Source organism: Bacteroides acidifaciens, from assembly GCF_024623065.1.
Lineage (GTDB): Bacteria > Bacteroidota > Bacteroidia > Bacteroidales > Bacteroidaceae > Bacteroides > Bacteroides acidifaciens.
Genome location: NZ_JANJZR010000060.1, coordinates 1 through 21502, shown reverse-complemented (window position 1 = coordinate 21502; position 21502 = coordinate 1). Strand labels below are relative to the sequence as shown.

The following is a 21502-nucleotide window of genomic DNA, read 5'->3' as shown; positions in this document are numbered from 1 at the left end:
TTTAATATTATGGATTTGAAGAAGGCATTGTTTGTTTGCTTGTTGTTGTACTATGGAACAAGTGCCAACTCCGCTTTACCTGTACATTCTATGGCTGGTAAGACGAATCTGTCGGAGCAGGCGAAAGGTATTCGTATTAGTGGTACGATAACCGATAAGGACAAGAATCCTCTTCCTGGTGTGAATATACGCGTTATGGAAGAAGGGGGCACTGGAGTGATAACGGATATGGACGGACATTTCTATATGGATGTGCCGAGTAAAAGTTCCGTAATTGAGATTTCCTATATAGGATTTAAACCCCAACAAATAAAAGTTGGGAGCAAGATTAACTTTGATGTGATTCTTGAGGAAGATATTGAAGCGCTGGACGAAGTGGTAGTTACGGGATATGGTAGCCAGAAAAAAATGTCGGTTATCGGTTCTATCGAAACATTACAGCCGAAGAAGTTACAGGTGGGTTCTTCACGTTCTGTTACTAATAACCTAGCGGGACAAATTGCCGGTGTGATAGCTGTTCAGCGTTCTGGTGAACCTGGGTACGATTCTTCTAATTTCTGGATTCGTGGTATTGCCTCTTTCTCTGGCGGACAGTCGCCACTAGTACTGGTTGATGGAATTGAACGTGATCTAAATCATATCGATCCGGCGGAAATAGAATCATTCTCTGTATTGAAAGATGCTTCGGCAAGTGCTATGTATGGTGTGCGTGGTGCGAACGGTGTGATTGTTATTAATACAAAACGTGGTAAGATAGGTGCTCCTTCTGTGAATCTTCGGGTGGAACATTCTATTGCAGAACCTACAAAACTTCCTGAGTTTATTGGTGCGGTCGATCATATGGCATTATTGAATGAACTTACGGAAGACAGGACACGTTTGCCATTCAGCCAGGAGCAGATTGACAGGACTCGTTATGGATATGACCGGGATTTGTATCCGGATGTAAATTGGCTGGAGCAAATAACGAAAGATTACGCCTACTCTACTCGTGCTAATTTAACAGTGTCGGGTGGATCCGATTTTCTCCGGTACTCATTGGTCGGTTCTTATTTCGGTGAGAAAGGAATTATGGAAACGGACAAGACATTGCCTTATGACACCGGTATGAAGCTGACCCGTTATAATATGCGTGCCAATGTCGATTTGGATGTTACCAAGACGACAGTACTGCGTTTGAATGTCGGTGGTTTCTTGCAAACGCACCGTAAGCAGGCTTTTAGTACGGACGATGCTTTCGACAAGGCATTTATAACTTCTCCTTTTGTGCACCCTGCCCGTTATTCTGACGGAACAATTCCTATCATGAACATCAATGGAGTCAATCCTTGGGCTGCCGTGACACAAAGTGGATATGATGTGGTTACAGCTTCACAGATTCAATCTTTGTTTGCTGTCGAGCAGAACCTGAAAATGATAACTCCGGGATTGAAAGCGAAAGTGTCATTCTCGTTCGACCGCTGGAATCAGAGTTCGATAACCAGAGGCAAGAATGCGACTTACTATACTATTGCTACCGGTCGTGATATAGAGGGTAACCTGATTCATTCGGTGTTGAAATACGGAGATGATTCTTTGGGACATGGCAATAAAGGTGAATATGGAAATTCGAGGGTCTACTTTGAAGGAACGCTGACTTATGCACGTACTTTCGGAAAACATGATGTGGATGCATTGTTCCTGTATAATCAGCAAAGCTTTGACAACGGTAGTGTACAGCCTTATAGAAAGCAAGGTATTGCGGGGCGTCTTTCTTATACATTCGATAGCCGCTATGTGACGGAGTTTAACTTTGGTTATAACGGTTCGGAGAATTTTGCCAAAGGAAAACGTTTCGGATTTTTCCCATCTCTTGCAGTTGGTTGGCTTATATCCGAAGAACCTTTTATGGATAAGTTCAGAAATACTTTGAGTAAATTGAAATTAAGAGGATCTATAGGAAAAGTTGGTAATGATGACATTGGTGGACGACGTTTTGCCTATATGACAACATTGAAGACAGATGCAGACACATATCACTGGGGTGATACAGGGCAGATTGAACGTAAAGGTATTTCTGAAGGAGAAGTAGGGGTGGAAAACCTTACGTGGGAGACTGCATTAAAAATGAATGTTGGAGTAGAACTGGGCTTATGGAATGAACTGGAACTGCAAGTAGATGTATTTAAAGAAAAGCGTACTAATATTTTCATGCAACGTAAGATTATTCCTTCACAAACCGGATTCTTGACCAATCCATGGGCTAACTTTGGTGAAGTGACTAATCGTGGTGTGGAATTCTCTTTGAATTATAATAAACAAATCAATAAAGATTGGTTTATAGGTTTCCGTTCTAACTTCACTTATGCTATCAACCGTGTGGACGAGTATGATGAACCGGAATCTGTAGTAGGTACGTATAAAGGGCTGACAGGACGTTCATTGAATACTTTGTGGGGGTTGCAGGCAGAAAGACTGTTTACAGCAGATGACTTTGATGCGGATGGTAATTTAAAATTCGGTATACCGACACAAGATGTAGGAGCTTCCAGGGTTCGTCCGGGTGATATTAAATATGTGGATATGAACGGTGATGGTTTCATTACTGATGCAGATGAAGGTTATATTGGCGGAACTGTAGACCCGCGCATTGTTTATGGATTCGGTGGCAATATAAATTACAAGAATTGGGACTTGAATTTCTTCTTTCAAGGGACAGGCGATACTTATCGTGTAATCGGTAATACTACATACTTTATTCCGGGTAGCGGACAAACGTTGCAAGGAAATGTCTATTCAAACTATAATGACCGATGGACAGAAGAGAATCCTTCTCAGAATGTATTCTGGCCAAGATTGTCGGAACAACCTAACCGGCAAAATTACCGGACTTCTACCTGGTGGAAAAAGAACATGCGTTTTATGCGCCTGAAAACACTGGAGTTGGGATACACTTTGCCGAAGTCTTTCACTGAAAAGATACATTCCAAATCGATTCGTTTTTATGTGAGTGGTAATAACTTGTTCTGTTTCTCCCCGTTCAAATTATGGGACCCGGAACTGGATACTGATACGGGTTTGCGCTATCCGGCTATGCGTTCCGTTATGTTTGGAGTTGACCTGAATTTCTAACTTTAAAAAGACAATCATGAAATTAAGAAAATATATAGTTGCCGGATTGATAGGCATCGTATCGTTGGGTTCTTGTACGTATCTTGACAAAGAACCGGATACGGAGATTGATATAGACATGGTCTTTGAAAATAAGACAAAGGTAGAATCTTGGCTGGCTAATGTATACAGTCGTATTCCTAATCCGGGAAATGATTGGTTGAATACATACGGATGGGAAGTATTTGCGGATGACCTGACTGCTTCCGCACGCTGGCAACAGTGGGACTGGCCTAATATCACTAAGATTCTTGGTGGATGGACGCCTAATACGCAATGGGCAGGTAATTTCTGGGATGGTCTTCCTCGGAAAATACGCCAGGCTTACATATTTATTGAGCGGGTGCATGCATTGCCTGAGGCCGATTTGCCACAGAAAGAAGTGGATTATATGAAAGCGGAAGCGCGTTTCCTTGCAGCTTATTATTGGTGGCAATTGTTGGAGACTTATGGACCGATTCCTTTTAGACCCAATTACATTGCTCCAACTGACTTTACTCTTTCGGACTTAATGGTGGGACAGAGACCGTTTGACGAGATTGTCAGCCATTTGGATAATGAAATGCTGGAAGCGGCAAAGCAACTGCCGCCCGTATGGCAAAGTGTAGAGAAATATGGTCGTATTACTTCCGTTATGTGTCTGACTATTCGTGCAAAAATGTTATTGTTTGCTGCCAGTCCGCTTGTGAATGGTAATGAGTGGTACATCGGGCATAAGAATAAGGAGGGAGAAGAACTGTTTAATTCTACTTACAGTCAGGAAAAATGGGTCAAGGCTGCTGAGGCATGTAAACTTTTGCTTGATGAGGCAGAACAGGCTGGTTACCGTTTGTATGTGGAATATAATGCAGAAGGAGAGATTGACCCTTTCACTTCGCTTGAGAATGTTTGGTTCACCAAGTTCCAGGACGGAAACAAAGAGATATTATTCCCTTATACGAAACAGGATGCTTATCAAAGTTATCAGTTTTATACCAATAAAGCGGTGACTAAAGAGTACGGTGGTGGAAATGGTTTGGGAGTATATCAAGGACTGGTAGATGCTTTCTTTATGAAGAATGGGCTTCCGATAACAAATAACAACGCAAAATATGTGGAAGAAGGTTTTTCTGCAGAAAAAGAGACAAGAGTTACTGAGTGGACAGGTGGAACAGGACAAAAGGGAGAAGTGACTGCCGAAGGGACTTATAATATGTATTGCAACCGTGAACCGCGTTTCTATACAACAGTAAGTTATAATGGTTCTTGGTATGCCTTAGCCGGACGTAAATATGAGTTCTTTAAGAACCAAAAAGATAACGATTACACACACGATGCTCCTCAAAATGGTTATTTGGTTCGTAAAAAAGTATATCCTCAGGATAATCCGAAGAATGGCAGTTATAAATGGCGGCAAATGTTCCTGTATCGTTTATCAGCTTCTTTCCTTGATTATGCCGAAGCAATCAATGAGGCTTATGATAATAAAGTATCCCGTGAGGAAGCATTGAAATATGTAAATAAGGTGCGTGAACGTGCAGGTGTGCGGCAGTATACATTAAATACTGTTTCATTGGATGACCCTAAATATATTCATGTAGATGACAATCAGCTGGCAGTACGTGAGGTAGTTCGTATGGAACGGCGTGTTGAACTTTGTTGCGAAGGCTCACGCTGGTCGGATATCCGCCGTTGGAGAATCGTTGAGAGTCTTCCTGAAATGTGTGGAGATGACTATGGCATGAATTATGGTGGAACGAACAGTAATGAGTTCTATAAGAGAACTGTATTCCAAACGCGTGTATGGAAAAAGGCAATGTATTGGATGCCGGTATATTTCGAGGAGATAAATAAGAATCCTAACCTTGTTCAGGCTCCTTTCTGGAATTAATTAAATGAAAAGCATGATTATGAATAAGATAATGAAATTAATATGCTTGCTCTTTCTGGCATCGATAGTAGCGAGTTGTAATAAAGATCCGGAGTACTACACACTGGAAACACCTGCAGACCAGATGCTATTAAAGACTTCTTCTGCTGACCTTACTTTGGAGAAAGAGAAGGAGAACGAGACTGCGGTTACTTTTACGTGGAACGCTGCAGCACAGCGTGGTGCTGACGCCAGTATTGCTTACTTCTTTAGAATGTATATGGCGGACTTACACTCCAATGTCACTAGCTTGTTTGAAATTGAAGCTGGAGAACGCTCTATTAGCTTCACGCATAATGAGCTGAATGATATTTTGGCTTCTTGGAGCATACTTCCCGGAGATAAAGTTACTATTGAGGCAGAGGTAATCGCTCAAGTGAATTCGTCTGCTCAGTATTTGAAACCGGAATTGTCGAAAACACAATTGGATGTGGTCGGGTATGATAAGAATGCTACTGCGATTTATATGGTAATGGTAGATGATGCCGGAGAAAGAACGGTTCGGAGAATGACGGAAAAAGTTGTCGGTTCGGGAATCTACCAATCACAAACAGAGTTGAAACCATGCAAGTACTTCTTTGCGCTTAGTGCGGAATCGGATTATCCATGTTACATGAAAGGCGAAAATGGAGATAACTCTTTGCAGTATGTAACGGAAGAAGGTGATTATGAGATGCTGGAGAATGCGAAGAGCGGTACATATACAATGGTGGTTGATCTGAACGTATTTGATGTTAACATAGTCAGTTTGTATCCTTTGCCGAAGGATGGTATTTGGATTGTCGGTAATTCCTGCGAGGTAGGTTGGGATTTGGGAGTTGCTAAAGAGAAAGGAGCTCTACAAAGTAAGGACCCACGCCATCCGGAGCTTTGGACCTATACTGGTAATTTCTATTATAATGATGGTAGCAATGAATTCAAACTTTCAGTGGAACTTGACTGGGGTGGTAAATTTTTCTTTGCTCCTCATGCGGCAGCTAATCCGGCTGTAGAACATGAACTTGGGGAAGCAAGATATCAGGACAATGGTGGCGACTTGAAATGGAGCGTTGCATCAGATGGTAAATATACCTTGACAGTAGACCTTGACCAGATGAAGATATATCTCGCCCCTGCCGAGTAATCTTCATAATGAGTTTATTAAAATATGAAAATCATGAAAAAACTGTTTATTATAATCTATTTGCTTGCCAATATAGTTATGTTGGGAGCCTGCGGTGACGTAGAAAGTGCGGGTGAGCCGCAGCCGCGTGTACCGAGAGTGGAAGTAGAGTCAGAAAATTACTATGTACAAATTGTGCAGGAGAATATTGATGGAGTTGCCTTCGTCTACCGTTGGCTGGATATGGATACGGCATCGAAATATGTCATAACTTTGAATTATGAAGGAACGGCCGAAACGCTGGAAATAGAGGATAAGAGTATATTGACTTATGACGGAGTGCGTGAACTGCTTTTTACCAATCGGCAGATAATGGAATATATGAGAACTTTTGGATTGGATGGAAAGGAAGCTCAACTGAGCATTACATTAGAAGCGTTTCAGGCAGACGGTGCACCAATCACTTCCGAAGCAGCTAAGGCATCAAAGACCTCTAAGATCGATATTATATTGGGTCCCGGTGTGGAGTTAAAGCTAGATTTGGAATAGAATAGTAACAATTAACAAGAAAAACTCAAAACTTATGTATATGCAAAATATAATTGCGCTTGGAATGATTTCCCTATTCACTTGGGGGTGCGGTAATAGCGACAAGCAGAAAGGTGAAACGGTGCAAACGCCGTTGGTAGACAAAGTGTGGTATTCAAATCCGGTTATAGACTCCGACAATCCGGACCCGACAGTGATAAAGGCAGAGGATGGATATTTCTATCTGTACGCTACGGGAGGTAATACCTGGATACATAAGTCCAAGGACCTGGTACATTGGACTTATGTAAATGGTGCTTATGAGGATGATAAAAAACCGTCATGGGAGCCGGATGCTGGTATTTGGGCACCGGATATCAACTATATTGATGGTAAATATGTAATGTACTACTCTTTGTCCAAATGGGGCGGTGGAGAAACTTGTGGTATTGGAGTTTCCGTTTCGGATAAACCGGAAGGACCGTTTACTGATCAAGGTAAGTTATTCCGGAGCAATGAAATTGGCGTGCACAACAGTATCGACCCTTTCTATATCGAAGATAACGGCAAGAAGTATCTATTTTGGGGAAGTTGGTATGGCATTTGGGGAGTTGAACTGAGCGAGGATGGTCTTTCGCTGAAAGGTGGAATAGAGAATGCGAAAGCAACAAAAATACAAGTTGCTGCCAATACCGGAAACACCAATGCTTACGAGGGATCATATATATTGAAAAGAGGCGATTATTATTACTTATTCTGCTCTACCGGTACTTGTTGTGAAGGTGCGAATAGTACTTATCAGACGGTAGTATGCCGTTCTACAAATCTTTTCGGTCCTTATGTAAATAAGGCAGGCGAAAAGATGAACGATAACAAACATGAGGTGTTGATACATAAGAATGATGCATTCCTAGGTACAGGACACAATGCTGAAATAGTACAAGATGATGAAGGTAAAGATTGGATAATCTATCACGCTTACCGCACTTCCGATCCATCTTTGGGTCGCGTAGTCTTGCTTGATAGAGTGTATTGGGATGACAACGGATGGCCTTATCTCGTAGGGGACGGTCCGGTTGTAAAGGCGGAAGCGCCTGTTTTCAAGAATAATAAGTAATTGGTATAGGATAATTGTAACTATATAGCTGCAATTATCCTGATTTTGTTCTCGAATTTTAAATTTATAGGTTTTAAAAATGTTATGAAAAAGAAATTACTGCTGGGTTTGCTCTGTATTTTACAAAGTTTTCTATTTGTATTGCAAGCACAAAATACACAACGGAATATCGCATATACGGATGATAACGTGAGGTTCACAGTCATCTCCGACGGAGCGCTCCGCTTGGAATATGCTCCGGATGGGAAATTTGTAGATAGCAAGTCTCATATCGCTATCAATCGTCTGTATCCTCAAGTAGATTACAAGTTAAAAACAAGAGGAGGATGGGTTGAAATAACGACTTCTAAGATGAAGATGCGTTATAAGAAAAACAGTGGACAGTTTACAGATAAGAACTTAATCATCACCGCTGCTAAAGAAATGCTGCCTTTTTCCTGGAAACCTGGTATGCAACAGAAGGGTAACTTGAAAGGTACTTATCGTACATTGGATGGCATGGACGGTGATACGCAGACACAGACTTGGGTGGCTGATACAAAGAAGGGTGACAAACTGAAACTGGAAGATGGCCTGCTGGCTACAGATGGCTGGACGTTCATTGATGATTCACAAGGGCTTCTGTTTGATGATGATAAGGATTGGGATTGGGTGAAAGAGCGTCCGGCTAATGGCGGACAGGATTGGTATTTCATGGCATATGGACATGACTATAAAGCTGCTTTGAAAGATTATACCCTCTTTGCGGGAAAAGTACCATTACCTCCCCGGTATGCGTTTGGTTATTGGTGGTCACGCTATTGGTTATATTCTGACAGGGAGTTCCGTAATCTGATTGATAATTTCCATACGTATCAGATTCCTTTGGATGTATTGGTGGTAGATATGGACTGGCATTATACAGAACAAGGAAAAGGTGGTTGGACCGGTTGGACATGGAACCGTGATTTATTCCCGAATCCAAAGGAGTTTTTGGGATACTTGAAACAGAATGATGTGAAAATCACCCTTAACTTACATCCGGCGGATGGAGTAGCTTCTTATGAAGAAAAATATCTTGGATTAGCAAGAGATATGGGAGTCGATCCTCAGTCCAAACAGACTATTTCATGGATAAATTCAGATAAGAAGTTTATTAAAAATATGTTTAAGAATGTATTGACGCCAATGGAGAAAGATGGTGTTGACTTTTGGTGGTTGGATTGGCAGCAAGGGATATATGACCCGAAAGTGAAGAATTTGAGTAATACTTGGTGGATCAATTACGCATTCTTCAGCCAAATGGAAAAGAACAGGGATACGCGTCCGATGTTGTACCATCGCTGGGGAGGTTTGGGAAATCACCGCTATCAAGTTGGTTTTTCCGGTGATGCAGTTGTTTCATGGAAATCATTAGATTTTCAGCCTTACTTCAACTCGACAGCTTCCAATGTATTATATGGTTATTGGAGTCATGACTTAGGAGGACATATCGGTGAAAGTATAGATCCAGAAATGTACACTCGTTGGTTGCAATTCGGAGCCTTAAGCCCGATTATGCGTACACATTCTCAAAAAAGTGCCGGTTTGAATAAGGAACCGTGGGTGTTTAACAAAGAGTATTGTGATATTCTTCGTAGGACAATCCGGCAGCGTTATGAGATGGCTCCGTATATTTACACAATGGCTCGTAAAGGGTATGATGAAGGGTTGTCACTTTGCCGGCCGATGTACTATGACTATCCGGAAAGTAAAGAAGCTTATGAATTCCGCAGTGAATATATGTTTGGAGATGATGTTTTGGTTGCTCCCGCTACGGCTCCGGCAAAGGATGGTTATGTACAGGTGCGTGCATGGTTGCCCGAAGGGGAGTGGTATGAACTGCATACCGGTACTTTGCTGAAAGGCGGTCAGATTGTAGAGCGTCCTTTTGCTATCGACGAATATCCGATTTATGTAAAAGCAGGCGCTGTATTGCCAATGTACACAAGCAAAGTGATGAACTTGAATGGCAATGACGAAGAAGTTGTAATTACCGTATTTCCCGGTGGAAATGGGACGTCTTCCTTTAGTTTCTACGAGGATAATGGAAACGATAAGAATTATGCGTCAGAATATGCTGTGACTAAACTGGCAGCTTCCTGCCAGGGACAGGAACAAACAATTGTTATCGGCAAGCGTGAAGGACAATATAAAAATATGCCTGTTTCGCGTTCATTTAAAGTGAAGGTGCTTTCATCACTTGTTCCACAATCTGTTACAGTGAACGGACAACCTGCAAAATACGAATACTTGGGTGAAGAGTTTGCCCTTTTTGTTGATTTGCCGGTTTTGTCTTGCGAACAGGAAAAGGTCATTAAAATAGTTTATCCTGTGGAAACGGCTGATATGAACGGTTTATTGGGTGCATCGAGACGAGTTGCCAAATCGATGGAGCAGTTGAAATATCGTGATTCATATATTTGCTTTAAAGAAGAATTTGGTAAGATGGGAAGCCTTAGAGAGGCGGTAACTTATGCACCAGAAAAAATATCTTCTTTGGTTTCCGATTTTTGGAAAAGTTATAATGATTTTCCGGAAGTTCTGAAACACCAAGGGTTGAACGATGATAATAAGGCGTGGTTCTTGCAGTCTATTTGCTGGAAATAAGAGTATAGATGAACGGGGAATAATGAAGGGGAAATCCTTTTCGGGCACTTTCCTCTTTTGTTTTTCGAGCTGAAACCTGTCAAGCACTTGACAAATGCATTTTAATGTTGTATCTTTGTAGTTCAAGGAAATGGATTTCTACCTGATAATAAATGAAAAATTAGATAAAAATGAATATAGAAGTAGTATAATATAGTGACAATTCTCCTCTCTCTTCTTAGGATATACCAAAAGATGGAGTATCTGATATAGGCTAAGGCTGCGAATTTTATGGGATTCGCAGCCTTTTCTGTTGTAAAAGATGGACGATAAAGGCCGAATTTACAATTTGAGAGTTTATAATAAATTTGGATACCGTTTATAATAAACTGCTCAAAAGTTTATTATAAATGTACCATACGTTTGTGTACTAAACTGTAAATATTTTTAAGAGAACGTTTCCCCTTGTGTGGTATCTCTCGAGTTTGAGGTAATTATAGTACACAAATGGTGTAGTATCTTACTTTTACAGGATGGAGCGGAAGGAGGCTCTCTATCCTGCCCAGTTCTCCCTGTCCAGATTCCGATAACTTATGGCTTCTGCCAAATGGGAGGGAAGTATTTGTTCGCTTTCCTCTAAATCTGCAATAGTCCGTGCCACCTTTAGTATTCGGTCGTATGCGCGAGCAGAGAGATTGAGCCGTTCCATTGCATTCTTCAGTAAGGCAAGTCCCTTGTCATCCGGGCGGGCATATAGTGATAGTAGTTTGCTGTTCATCTGTGCATTGCAATAGATGCCAGAGCATCCAGTATAACGCTTCTCCTGTATCTGCCGGGCTTTAATGACCCGTTCGCGGATGGATGCGCTGGACTCTCCTCTTCGTTGGTCGGAAATTTTATCAAAAGGGACTGGGATGATTTCAATCTGAATATCAATCCTGTCGAGCAAAGGCCCGGAAATCTTATTTAAGTATTTTTGTACCTGTCCGGGGCTACATACACAAGCCTTCGTGGGGTGATTGTAATATCCACAAGGGCAAGGATTCATCGAAGCTACCAATGTGAAACTGGCAGGATAGTCTACACTGCTTTTTACACGTGAGATGGTGATTCGTCTGTCTTCCAGTGGCTGACGTAGAACTTCAAGTACATTTTTTGAAAATTCAGGGAGTTCGTCTAGAAATAAAATGCCGTTATGAGCTAGGCTTATTTCTCCCGGTTGAGGAAAACTTCCCCCTCCCACCATTGCTGATTGCGAGATTGTATGGTGGGGAGATTGGAACGGGCGTTGGGTTATTAATGAAGAGTTCCGGTTCAATTTTCCGGCTACAGAGTGTATTTTGGTCGTTTCGAGACTTTCTCCTAAAGAAAGTGGTGGAAGAATAGATGGCAACCGTTTGGCCATCATTGATTTTCCACTGCCCGGGGCACCCACCATAATTATATTATGTCCGCCGGCTGCGGCTACTTCCAATGCCCTTTTTACATTCTCCTGCCCTTTTACATCAGCGAAATCAAATTCAAAGTTGCTTTGTTGGGCATAGAATTCTTCCCGTGTATTGACGATGGTCGGTTCTAACTCGCGCTCGTCATTGAAGAATTCAATAACTTCTTTGATATTGCTGACTCCATAAACTTTCAACTGATTGACGACAGCAGCTTCCCGTGCATTTTGTTGCGGGATGATTAATCCTTCAAATCCATCTTCACGAGCTTTGATGGCGATAGGAAGTGCTCCTTTGATGGGTTGTATGCTTCCGTCAAGACTTAGTTCGCCCATTAACAGGTAGCGGGGGAATTTTTCAGCGGATATTGTTTCATTTGCGCCCAGCAGACCGATGGCAAGCGGCAAGTCGTAGGCTGAACCTTCTTTACGGATATCTGCCGGTGCCATGTTGACTACCAGGTTGCTGGTTGGCATCTTGTAACCATTGACTTGAAGTGCGGAAATGATACGTTGATGGCTTTCCTTGACCGCAGAATCCGGAAGTCCGACGAGATAGAACATACAGCCACGTGAGCTGTTTACTTCGATTGTGATGAGTGTTGCATCAATACCTTGAACAGCCGCTCCAAATACTTTTATTAACACGTTTGGTTACTGGTTATTTTTTCTTTTTACTGTCTTTCTTGTCTTTTTCCTCTGCCGCGAAAACGACTTCCTCGATTTTCTTTTTCAACTCTTCTCCATGGAGGTTCTTAGCCAGAATCTTGCCATCTGCCGATAAAAGAATATTAGCAGGTATCTGTTGGACGGAGTATTGTTTAGCTGTTTCTGAGTTAAGTCCGCCGAAATCACATACTTGTTCCCAATCCAATGTATCCTGTTTGATGGCATCCTTCCATTGTTCCTTGTTTACGTCGAATGAAATGCCAAGCATGCCTATATACTTATTCTTCTTATATTTTTTATAGAGTTCTTTTAGCTCGCTGTTACTGCGGTAGTTGGAAACACTGTCATTCCAGGAAGCCCAAAAGTTAATTAGCAGATTTTTCTTTTTGAAATCTTCGGATGAACGGGTTATCTTTACTCCTTTTACGTTGGGAAGGCTGAAGAACGGTGCATATTTGCCAATTTCCGTTTTTTCCGCTTGTGAGATGCTTTCGTTTAGTCGTTCGATATAAAGTTTATCTTGCAATATCCCTGCCATGACTTCAATCAGTTTCTTTATCTTATTGAAATCGGGGGAGTCCTTTTGGACAAAATATTTGTCTAAAAGATAGAGGCTGACAAAAGAAGAATGATGCTGTTTTATAAATTCCTCCGCTTTTTGTTCTAATACTTGTTCAGACAGAGTATCCAGTTCATTTAGTTCTTTCTGGAAAACTGTAAATTCTTGATTGTATTTATTCCCGTCGATAGTCAGAGCTTCGGGGTTGCTGATGTCTCCTTTAATCTTGATTTTATTTCCTTTGTCAAGGAATATGGGGTATTCTGTCTGATTTCTAATGAGAAGAAAAGCAGACGTAATGGTATCTATTGGGCTGGAGTAAGAGAACTTGTCGTCTTTCACAAAAATAGTATCTATACGGTCGCATATTTCGTCCATTCCATATAGATAAAGCGTATCTGTACCCAATCCTTTGATTTCTCCGGTTATGCTCACCTCTTTTTGGACGGTCTTTCCACAACCGAATAAACAGATGGCTATAAGGATTAAAATGCAGTTCTTTTTCATTGTTTTGATTTCTTTTCTGCGAAAGTACGGCTTTTACGGATAAAAAAAAAGAATTGCCCGTCATTTATAATGACAGGCTATAATGACAGGCAATTCTTTATATTTAAAATAGAGTGGTAATTCTATTATTTAGCGATGTTCATGAAATCTGCATTTGTGAAGTATTTTGCAAATTCCAGGTCAGTAGCAGCTTTCTTAGCTAATGAAGAGTCTTTAGCAACTGCGCTCTTCAAGCTGCTTATTACCATAGAAGAGTTGTTAGTTCTAGCGCCCAAAACAGCCATCAAGTAGTCAGTATAAGCATCCGGTCTTTCTACGTTAGCCAAAGTGTTTTTAGCCTTGTTGTAGTCCTTGGCAAGGATCTGAGCCAAAGCAGCACTGTTAGTCTTAGAGTCACCGAATGAATTGACTGCTCTTTCATATTGACCTTGAGAGATGTACAGGTTACCCATAGATTCGCCAAGTTCTTTAGTTCCGGCAGCTTTGCCGAATGATGCTTCTGCTGCAGCTTTGTCACCCTTCATCAAAGCGATCAAACCTAAGTTCATGTTAACCTCAGGAGTAGCGTTAACACTGGCTGCTTTCTTGAAGTAAGATTCTGCTTTGTCATAATTACCAGCCTGATAAGCTAATTTACCCAGGTTGTTGTAAGCACGATAATCGTTCGGGAATTGTTTTGTTGCTTGAGCATAGATAGCTTCTTGCTTAGCAGGCTCATTAGTCAGTGTAGCAGCGTACAGCAACTCTTCGATATTCAATTCTGAAGGATTGGAAGAAGCCAATTTAGCGATTTCTTCGTCAGACTTACCGATGATTTCGTAGTTCAAAGTCAGACGAGAACGACGTAACTGAGGAAGGATTTCGTCAGCCAAAGTCTTGTAAACAGAAGAAATGTTTTTGATTTCCTGTTCTCTCTGTGCAGGATCCTGATACATTGACAATACGCGGAGAATCAACTCTTTGTCTTGGATGTTAGATTTAGAGACCAGTTCTTGGAAACCTTCCCAGTCCTGTGCAGTATATTTAGCGTCAACCGGAACGTCGATTTTTGCTTTCTTCAGGTCTTTGTTCAACATCTTGGTTGTGTTGCTTTCGCGGTTTTCAGCAAGAGTTGTATTCAAGCTTACACCACCATCAGGAGAAGCATATGAAGACACTTCGATGTTGCTGATCTTCTTGTTGGCAGCTTCGTTTACGTTAGCAACTTCTTTGTTGAATTCTTTGGCAGTTTTCAACTCGCTGGAACGGATGTTAGCCTGTTGGATCAAGAACATGATGTTGGCATCGTGCTTTTCTTTGATGATACGTTGGAAAGCGTCTTCGCCCAATGCAGGGTTTGCGTTACCTAATGTATTGTTCACCAATTCAGAAGTAGAGATTACACCATCAGCTATTTTTACAGCAGGAATAGTAATCACTTTCTTACCGATAGTAGCTTTAAATTCGAGGAACAATTCAGACTTGGCCATTTCCGGAACATAGTCGAAAGAAGTCTTCATAGTGTAGCTGCCACCCATCTTGTAAGAGATAGACTGGTTGTTACCTTCTACTTTTTCGCCTTGGAAAGTAGCAGGCTGGCCTTTAGCTTCGCCGCCGTTCCATTTCAAAACTGGAGTAACTTCTACAACAGCTTTCTTGTTGAAATACTTTTCAGGGAATTTACCATTGATGGTAGCAGGAACTTTACCACCTACTGCTTCCAGCACTTGCGGAGTAACAGTGAAGTAATCAGCTGACAGTGGACCCATTTTTTTGTTGCAAGAAGAGAATAATGCAACAATCATTGCCATGAGTAAAGGCAAGTACAACTTCTTAGTCATTTTAGGTATAAATTAAATGTTTGTAATTGAAATTTCGCCTATTCGCTAATCTCTTTCTGTTCAGCACGGAAAAAGTAACGCAAAGATATTAATTCTTAATATAAATATATAGATAGGGGGCCGATTTTATCATAATTTAATGAAATAATGACTCTTTTTCTTTCCGATACTTGATATTTCGGGGGTGATGCTCAATAATCTCACTGCGAAGCATATTACGGTCGATGTGCGTATAAATTTCGGTAGTTGCGATAGACTCATGCCCGAGCATGCATTGGATGGCGCGCAAATTGGCGCCACCTTCCAATAAATGAGTGGCAAAGGAGTGTCGGAAAGTGTGTGGGCTGATGTTTTTGGTAATGCCAGCCTTTTGCGCTAATTCTTTTATCATATGAAAGATCATAATCCGGGAAAGTCCTTTGCCTCTCCGCTGACTGACGAAAACGAAATCCTCATGCCCTTTTTTCACTTCAATCTGATTACGGTCTGTGATGTAAAGTCTTATTTCGTTAATTGCCCGCGGGGAGATGGGGACAAGGCGTTGCTTGCTTCCCTTCCCTTCTACTTTGATGAAGCCTTCGTCGAAATAAAGATCGGACAATTTGAGGTTGACAAGTTCAGAAACGCGGAGTCCGCAACTGTATAGTGTTTCCAGAATAGCCCTGTTGCGTTGCCCTTCGGTTTTGCTGCGGTCAACGGTGGAGATGATCCGGTCAATTTCTTCCACAGTCAGTACTTCAGGAAGTTTGAAACCTATTTTAGGACCTTCCAATAGTTCGCTGGGGTCTGCTTCCAGATACTCTGCCATGATGAGAAAACGGAAGAATGATTTGATTCCCGATAAGATGCGGGCTTGTGAGCGGGGGTGGATGCCGATGTCATGCAGCCCGGCTGCAAAACGCTGAAGGTCAGCGAGGCATACGTCCAGAACGTCTATCTCTTCTAGCGTTAGAAAACTCATCAATTTGTCTAAATCTGTGAGATAGGCATCCAGCGTGTTGGGGGATAGGGACTTTTCCAGTTTGAGATACTGTTGGTACTTCCTGATTATCACATCCCGTTGTTCCTTCTTCTGCTTTTTTTCGTTGATTTCCATTTCTTTTTTCTACCTTTGCACCTTGAAATATTGTTCTTTGGATACAAAGGTATAAAAAAACAGGATTGCGTGATGAAGATACAAATTATTAATGGTCCGAATATTAATCTGCTGGGTAAGCGTGAACCTTCCATTTACGGAAGCGTTACATTTGAAGATTATCTGGCTGAACTTCGCAAAAGATACGCTGACGTGGAGATCGACTATTTTCAATCAAACATAGAGGGTGAAATGATAGACTGCATTCAGCAGGCAGGGTTTGATGTAGATGGTATTATTCTGAATGCCGGGGCATATACGCATACCTCTATTGCATTGCAGGATGCCATTCGTTCGGTGAAGGCTCCGGTGATAGAGGTGCATATTTCTAATGTGCATAGCCGGGAGGCTTTCCGGCATGTTTCTATGATTGCTTGTGCTTGCAAGGGAGTGATTTGTGGTTTCGGGCTGAACTCGTATCGTTTGGCTTTGGAAGCGTTGTTGGAGAATAAATAAGGTATAATATATAAATAGGTAAAAAGAATATGTTATTGAAACAGACTAAAATTGTGGCTTCCATTTCGGATAGGCGTTGCGATGTGGATTTTATAAAACAATTGTTTGAAGCTGGAATGAATGTGGTGCGTATGAATACTGCGCATGCCAGCCGTGAAGGCTTTGAAGCTTTGATTGCAAATGTGCGTACTGTATCCAATCGTATTGCAATTCTGATGGATACAAAGGGACCGGAGGTTCGTACGACAGCTAATGCTGAACCGATTCCATATAAAATAGGTGAGAAAGTGAAGATTGTCGGCAATCCTGAACTTGAAACCACTCGTGAGTGTATCGCCGTTTCATATGCTAATTTCGTGCATGACTTGAATATTGGCGGCACAATTCTGATTGATGACGGCGACCTTGAACTGGAAGTTATTGACAAGACTGCTGATTATCTGCTTTGTGAAGTGAAGAACGAAGCAACTTTGGGCAGCCGCAAAAGCGTGAATGTGCCGGGTGTTCGTATCAATCTTCCTTCATTGACGGAGAAAGACCGTAATAATATCCTCTATGCTATCGAGAAGGATATCGATTTTATTGCTCATTCTTTTGTGCGTAACCGTCAGGATGTACTCGATATCCGTGAAATTCTGGATGCTCACAATAGTGATATCAAGATTATTGCTAAGATAGAGAATCAGGAAGGGGTGGATAATATTGATGAAATTTTGGAAGTGGCCGATGGCGTTATGGTTGCCCGTGGTGATTTGGGTATCGAAGTTCCACAAGAACGTATCCCGGGAATCCAGCGTGTACTGATTCGGAAATGTATCCTTGCCAAGAAGCCGGTGATTGTTGCCACTCAAATGCTTCATACAATGATACATAATCCTCGTCCGACTCGTGCGGAAGTGACTGATATTGCCAATGCAATCTACTATCGTACAGATGCTTTGATGTTGAGTGGGGAAACTGCTTATGGTAAGTATCCGGTGGATGCGGTGAAAACAATGACCAAGATTGCGGCACAAGCGGAGAAAGATAAACTTGCTGATAATGACATCCGTATTCCATTGGATGAGAATAGTAATGATGTCACGGCATTCCTTGCTAAACAAGCGGTAAAAGCTACTTCTAAGCTAAAAATACGTGCTATCATAACTGACAGTTATAGTGGGCGTACTGCCCGTAATCTGGCTGCTTTCCGTGGAAAATACCCGGTGTTGGCTATCTGCTATAAGGAAAAAACGATGCGTCATCTGGCTCTTTCTTACGGAGTGGAAGCTATCTATATGCCGGAATTGGCAAACGGCCAGGAATATTATTTCGCTGCATTGCGCCGATTGTTGAAAGAAGGACGCCTGCAGCCAACTGACATGGTAGGATATTTGAGTAGTGGTAAAGCGGGTACAAAGACTTCATTCTTGGAAATCAATGTGGTAGAGGACGCATTGAAACATGCGGATGAAACTGTATTGCCTAATAATAACCGTTATCTGTAAAAGCTGGATTTTATGCAAGAGACTGAATCTATTGACGAATATATTCTGCAACATATTGATCCCGAAAGTGACTATTTAAAGTCACTTTACCGGGATACGCATGTAAAGCTCCTTCGTCCTCGTATGGCTTCCGGGCATTTGCAAGGACGGTTGCTGAAGATGTTTGTAGAAATGATTCAGCCTCGTCAGATATTGGAGATCGGAACGTATAGCGGATATTCCGCTCTTTGCCTGGCAGAAGGTTTGCCGGAAGGTGGAATGTTGCATACGTTCGAGATAAATGATGAACAAGAGGACTTTACTCGTCCGTGGCTGGAGAAATCACCGTTTGCCGATAAAATTCGTTTTTATATAGGTGATGCTTTAGAACTTGTTCCAAACTTAGGTGTTATCTTTGATATGGCTTTTATCGATGGTGATAAACGCAAGTATATTGAATATTACGAGATGACGCTGGCACATCTTTCTGAAGGTGGGTATATCATTGCCGATAACACGCTTTGGGATGGTCATGTGTTGGAACAGCCTCGTAGCAACGATGCCCAGACAATTGGAATAAAGGCTTTCAATGATCTTGTTGCAGAAGATAAACGAGTGGAGAAAGTGATATTACCCTTGCGTGATGGGTTAACAATTATAAGAAAAAAATAAAAGAGTAGATTTATGGAAACAACAAGACAGAATAAGATCTCTCGTCTGTTGCAAAAAGAGCTGAGTGAGATATTCCTGCTTCAGACAAAAGCGATGCCGGGTATGTTGGTATCGGTTAGCACAGTGCGTATCAGTCCCGATATGAGTATTGCCCGTGTGTATCTCAGTGTCTTTCCGTCGGAAAAAGCGGAAGAAATGGTGAAGAATATCAATGACAATATGAAGTCCATCCGTTATGAATTGGGTACTCGTGTACGTCATCAATTACGTATTATTCCCGAACTGAAATTCTTCGTAGATGATTCATTGGATTATATCGAGAAGATTGATTCATTGCTGAAGTAAGATAACTCATAGCAGAGGTGAATTTTCCTTTTTATATAGCCAAGCGTTATCTTTTCTCGAAAAAGAAGCATAATGCTATTAATGTCATATCCGGCATTTCTGTGTGCGGAGTAGCTCTTGCTACACTTGCATTGGTCTGTACACTTTCCGTTTTTAATGGATTCCAGGATATGGTAGCTAGTTTCTTTACGGCATTCGATCCGCAACTGAAAATTACTGTCCGCGAAGGGAAAGTCTTTGATGGGCAGGACGAACGGATTCGTGCGGTCTGTGCGCTTCCCGAAATTGATGTCTTTACGGAAACGCTTGAAGAAAATGCGATGGTACAATATAAAGACCGTCAGGCTATGGTTGTATTGAAGGGGGTAGAGGATAATTTTGAAGAATTGACTTCCATTGATAGCATCCTCTATGGTGCCGGTGAATTCCTTCTCCATGATTCGATTGTAAATTATGGGATAATGGGAGTCGAATTGGTAGCAACCTTAGGTACGGGACTGCAATTCGTAGATCCTCTTCAAGTATATCTTCCCAAACGAAATGCCAAAGTGAATATGGCGAATCCCGGTGCTTCCTTCAATCAGGATTACCTCTATTCTCCCGGCGTTGTATTTGTAGTAAACCAACAGGAATACGACGGGAAATATATTCTGACTTCTCTTGATTTCCTCCGTCAACTGCTGGACTATACAACAGAAGTCTCCGCTATGGAACTGAAACTAAAGTCCGATGCAAATGTTTCATCCGTACAAGCTAAAATAGAAAAAATACTGGGGGATGCTTTCGTTGTTCAGAACCGCTATCAGCAACAAGCGGACGTCTTTCGTATTATGGAGATAGAGAAACTGATTTCCTACTTATTCCTCACCTTCATCTTAATGATTGCCTGTTTCAATGTAATCGGTTCTCTTTCCATGTTGATTTTGGATAAGAAAGAGGATGTTGTGACTTTACGTAGCCTTGGAGCTGATGACAAACTTATTTCCCGTATCTTTCTATTTGAAGGTCGGCTTATTTCTCTTTTGGGTGCTGTCACCGGCATTGTTTTAGGACTGACCCTTTGCTTTATTCAGCAGAGGTTTGGGGTAATATCGCTTGGTGGAGGTGGTGGGACTTTTGTAGTGGACGCCTATCCGGTTAGTGTTCATGCTTGGGATATAGTGCTTGTCTTTGTAACAGTTTTGGCTGTTGGCTTCCTTTCTGTCTGGTATCCGGTACGCTATTTGAGTAAGCGACTCTTGTAATCGGGTATTATAGTATTTATTGTAGAAACTTTTCTGTAATTGATAACTTTTAATTTGATATTTATTTTTGTATTTCCTAATATACTGCTATATTTGACCCAATTTTGTTAATTAGAAATAATCTGTAAAACACTTCCGTGAAATCTGAAAGTAATGACATAGACAGAATTATAAATGGTGATGAGGCGGCTTTTTGCCGTTTTATGGAACGTTATTCTTCACGTCTATATCATTATGTTTTTGCTTTGATTGGTCAAAAGGAGCCGGCCGAGGAGGTTGTAAGTGATGTTTTCTATGAGGTTTGGAAAAACAGAAAAACTTTGGGTGGTATAGAAAATATGAATGCCTGGATACAGACGATTACTTATCGGAAAGCTATTTCTTATTTGAGGAAGGAAACGGGAAAAACCGAATTATCGCTTGACGGTATAGGGGATTTTATATTTGCTCCTATTCAGTCGCCTGACGAGGCGATGATTAGTAAAGAGGAGATGGAGAAAATAAACAATGCTATCCAACAGCTACCACCTAAATGTAAGCATGTCTTTTTCTTGGCGAAGATCGAGGGACTACCTTATAAAGAGATTGCTAAATTATTAGATATATCTGTGAAAACTATCAATAATCATATAGCTTTTGCTTTAGAAAAAATTGCTGAGAATCTCAATATTCGTTCTCGAAGGTTATAATTTCTTCTTAGAGCCTGTTTAAATTTTCCTGAGATTATGTTAGATAGGCTTTACCGACCTGTTTTTATTCGTCACATAGTCTC

The 21502-nt window shown here is 41.4% G+C and carries 16 protein-coding genes; 12 read left to right on the top strand and 4 right to left on the bottom strand.

All coding sequences use genetic code 11. The features are described 5' to 3' along the window. Nucleotides 1-9 precede the first annotated feature (9 nt). From NSB03_RS15050 to NSB03_RS15025, 6 genes are all read left to right on the top strand, one after another. On the top strand, nucleotides 10-3111 hold the full coding sequence (locus NSB03_RS15050) for a SusC/RagA family TonB-linked outer membrane protein (RefSeq protein WP_257466483.1): 3102 nt from the start codon (nucleotides 10-12) through the stop codon (nucleotides 3109-3111). A gap of 16 nt (nucleotides 3112-3127) precedes the next feature. Continuing rightward, nucleotides 3128-5020: a RagB/SusD family nutrient uptake outer membrane protein gene (locus tag NSB03_RS15045; protein ID WP_257466482.1), complete on the top strand. Its 1893-nt coding sequence runs from the start codon at nucleotides 3128-3130 to the stop codon at nucleotides 5018-5020. Nucleotides 5021-5039: 19 nt separating this feature from the next. Then, nucleotides 5040-6182: a SusE domain-containing protein gene (locus NSB03_RS15040; protein ID WP_257466481.1), complete on the top strand. Its 1143-nt coding sequence runs from the start codon at nucleotides 5040-5042 to the stop codon at nucleotides 6180-6182. 24 nt (nucleotides 6183-6206) lie between these two features. Further along, entirely contained in the window at nucleotides 6207-6710 is a 504-nt protein-coding gene (locus tag NSB03_RS15035; protein WP_024987967.1) for a hypothetical protein, read from the top strand. Nucleotides 6711-6744: 34 nt separating this feature from the next. Further along, a complete protein-coding gene (locus NSB03_RS15030; protein ID WP_136014610.1) occupies nucleotides 6745-7806 on the top strand; it encodes a family 43 glycosylhydrolase in 1062 nt (353 codons plus the stop codon). Between the two features lie 84 nt (nucleotides 7807-7890). Then, the gene (locus NSB03_RS15025; protein ID WP_135038893.1) at nucleotides 7891-10434 is read left to right on the top strand and encodes a glycoside hydrolase family 31 protein; all 2544 of its coding nucleotides are present in this window, start codon (nucleotides 7891-7893) and stop codon (nucleotides 10432-10434) included. 532 nt (nucleotides 10435-10966) lie between these two features. Here the strand turns inward: NSB03_RS15025 and NSB03_RS15020 are convergent. The 4 genes from NSB03_RS15020 to xerD all read right to left on the bottom strand — a co-directional run bounded on the left by NSB03_RS15020 (nucleotide 10967) and on the right by xerD (nucleotide 16508). Next, nucleotides 10967-12505: a YifB family Mg chelatase-like AAA ATPase gene (locus NSB03_RS15020; RefSeq protein ID WP_024987969.1), complete on the bottom strand. Its 1539-nt coding sequence runs from the start codon at nucleotides 12503-12505 to the stop codon at nucleotides 10967-10969. Between the two features lie 13 nt (nucleotides 12506-12518). Next, nucleotides 12519-13592 (bottom strand): DUF4369 domain-containing protein, encoded by a 1074-nt coding sequence (locus tag NSB03_RS15015; protein WP_024987970.1) that lies wholly within the window; start codon nucleotides 13590-13592, stop codon nucleotides 12519-12521. A 125-nt stretch (nucleotides 13593-13717) separates the two neighbouring features. Continuing rightward, a complete protein-coding gene (locus NSB03_RS15010) occupies nucleotides 13718-15412 on the bottom strand; it encodes a tetratricopeptide repeat protein (protein WP_257466480.1) in 1695 nt (564 codons plus the stop codon). Between the two features lie 136 nt (nucleotides 15413-15548). Next, nucleotides 15549-16508, bottom strand: a complete 960-nt coding sequence (gene xerD / locus NSB03_RS15005) for a site-specific tyrosine recombinase XerD (protein ID WP_024987971.1) — start codon at nucleotides 16506-16508, stop codon at nucleotides 15549-15551. Nucleotides 16509-16580: 72 nt separating this feature from the next. Here xerD and aroQ point away from each other — a divergent pair, with 72 nt between their 5' ends. The 6 genes from aroQ (at nucleotide 16581) to NSB03_RS14975 (ending at nucleotide 21419) form a co-directional block, all read left to right on the top strand. Beyond that, on the top strand, nucleotides 16581-17003 hold the full coding sequence (gene aroQ, locus NSB03_RS15000) for a type II 3-dehydroquinate dehydratase (RefSeq protein WP_024987972.1): 423 nt from the start codon (nucleotides 16581-16583) through the stop codon (nucleotides 17001-17003). Nucleotides 17004-17032: 29 nt separating this feature from the next. Beyond that, nucleotides 17033-18490, top strand: a complete 1458-nt coding sequence (gene pyk / locus NSB03_RS14995; RefSeq protein WP_024987973.1) for a pyruvate kinase — start codon at nucleotides 17033-17035, stop codon at nucleotides 18488-18490. A 12-nt stretch (nucleotides 18491-18502) separates the two neighbouring features. After that, a complete protein-coding gene (locus NSB03_RS14990; RefSeq protein ID WP_024987974.1) occupies nucleotides 18503-19141 on the top strand; it encodes an O-methyltransferase in 639 nt (212 codons plus the stop codon). A 12-nt stretch (nucleotides 19142-19153) separates the two neighbouring features. Beyond that, nucleotides 19154-19486: a 30S ribosome-binding factor RbfA gene (gene rbfA / locus NSB03_RS14985; protein ID WP_024987975.1), complete on the top strand. Its 333-nt coding sequence runs from the start codon at nucleotides 19154-19156 to the stop codon at nucleotides 19484-19486. 17 nt (nucleotides 19487-19503) lie between these two features. Beyond that, on the top strand, nucleotides 19504-20730 hold the full coding sequence (locus NSB03_RS14980; RefSeq protein ID WP_242358477.1) for an FtsX-like permease family protein: 1227 nt from the start codon (nucleotides 19504-19506) through the stop codon (nucleotides 20728-20730). Between the two features lie 137 nt (nucleotides 20731-20867). Beyond that, nucleotides 20868-21419, top strand: coding sequence for an RNA polymerase sigma factor (locus NSB03_RS14975; RefSeq protein WP_024987976.1), 552 nt, complete (start codon nucleotides 20868-20870; stop codon nucleotides 21417-21419). Nucleotides 21420-21502 lie beyond the last annotated feature (83 nt).

Bases quoted from the DNA above. Each gene is read 5' to 3' on its own strand.
- NSB03_RS15035 (WP_024987967.1), top strand. From the start codon at position 6,207: ATGAAAATCATGAAAAAACTGTTTATTATAATCTATTTGCTTGCCAAT.
- NSB03_RS15040 (WP_257466481.1), top strand. From the start codon at position 5,040: ATGAATAAGATAATGAAATTAATATGCTTGCTCTTTCTGGCATCGATA.
- NSB03_RS15045 (WP_257466482.1), top strand. From the start codon at position 3,128: ATGAAATTAAGAAAATATATAGTTGCCGGATTGATAGGCATCGTATCG.
- NSB03_RS15030 (WP_136014610.1), top strand. From the start codon at position 6,745: ATGTATATGCAAAATATAATTGCGCTTGGAATGATTTCCCTATTCACT.
- aroQ (WP_024987972.1), top strand. From the start codon at position 16,581: ATGAAGATACAAATTATTAATGGTCCGAATATTAATCTGCTGGGTAAG.
- NSB03_RS15050 (WP_257466483.1), top strand. From the start codon at position 10: ATGGATTTGAAGAAGGCATTGTTTGTTTGCTTGTTGTTGTACTATGGA.
- NSB03_RS15010 (WP_257466480.1), bottom strand. From the start codon at position 15,412: ATGACTAAGAAGTTGTACTTGCCTTTACTCATGGCAATGATTGTTGCA.
- xerD (WP_024987971.1), bottom strand. From the start codon at position 16,508: ATGGAAATCAACGAAAAAAAGCAGAAGAAGGAACAACGGGATGTGATA.
- NSB03_RS15025 (WP_135038893.1), top strand. From the start codon at position 7,891: ATGAAAAAGAAATTACTGCTGGGTTTGCTCTGTATTTTACAAAGTTTT.
- pyk (WP_024987973.1), top strand. From the start codon at position 17,033: ATGTTATTGAAACAGACTAAAATTGTGGCTTCCATTTCGGATAGGCGT.
- rbfA (WP_024987975.1), top strand. From the start codon at position 19,154: ATGGAAACAACAAGACAGAATAAGATCTCTCGTCTGTTGCAAAAAGAG.
- NSB03_RS15015 (WP_024987970.1), bottom strand. From the start codon at position 13,592: ATGAAAAAGAACTGCATTTTAATCCTTATAGCCATCTGTTTATTCGGT.
- NSB03_RS14990 (WP_024987974.1), top strand. From the start codon at position 18,503: ATGCAAGAGACTGAATCTATTGACGAATATATTCTGCAACATATTGAT.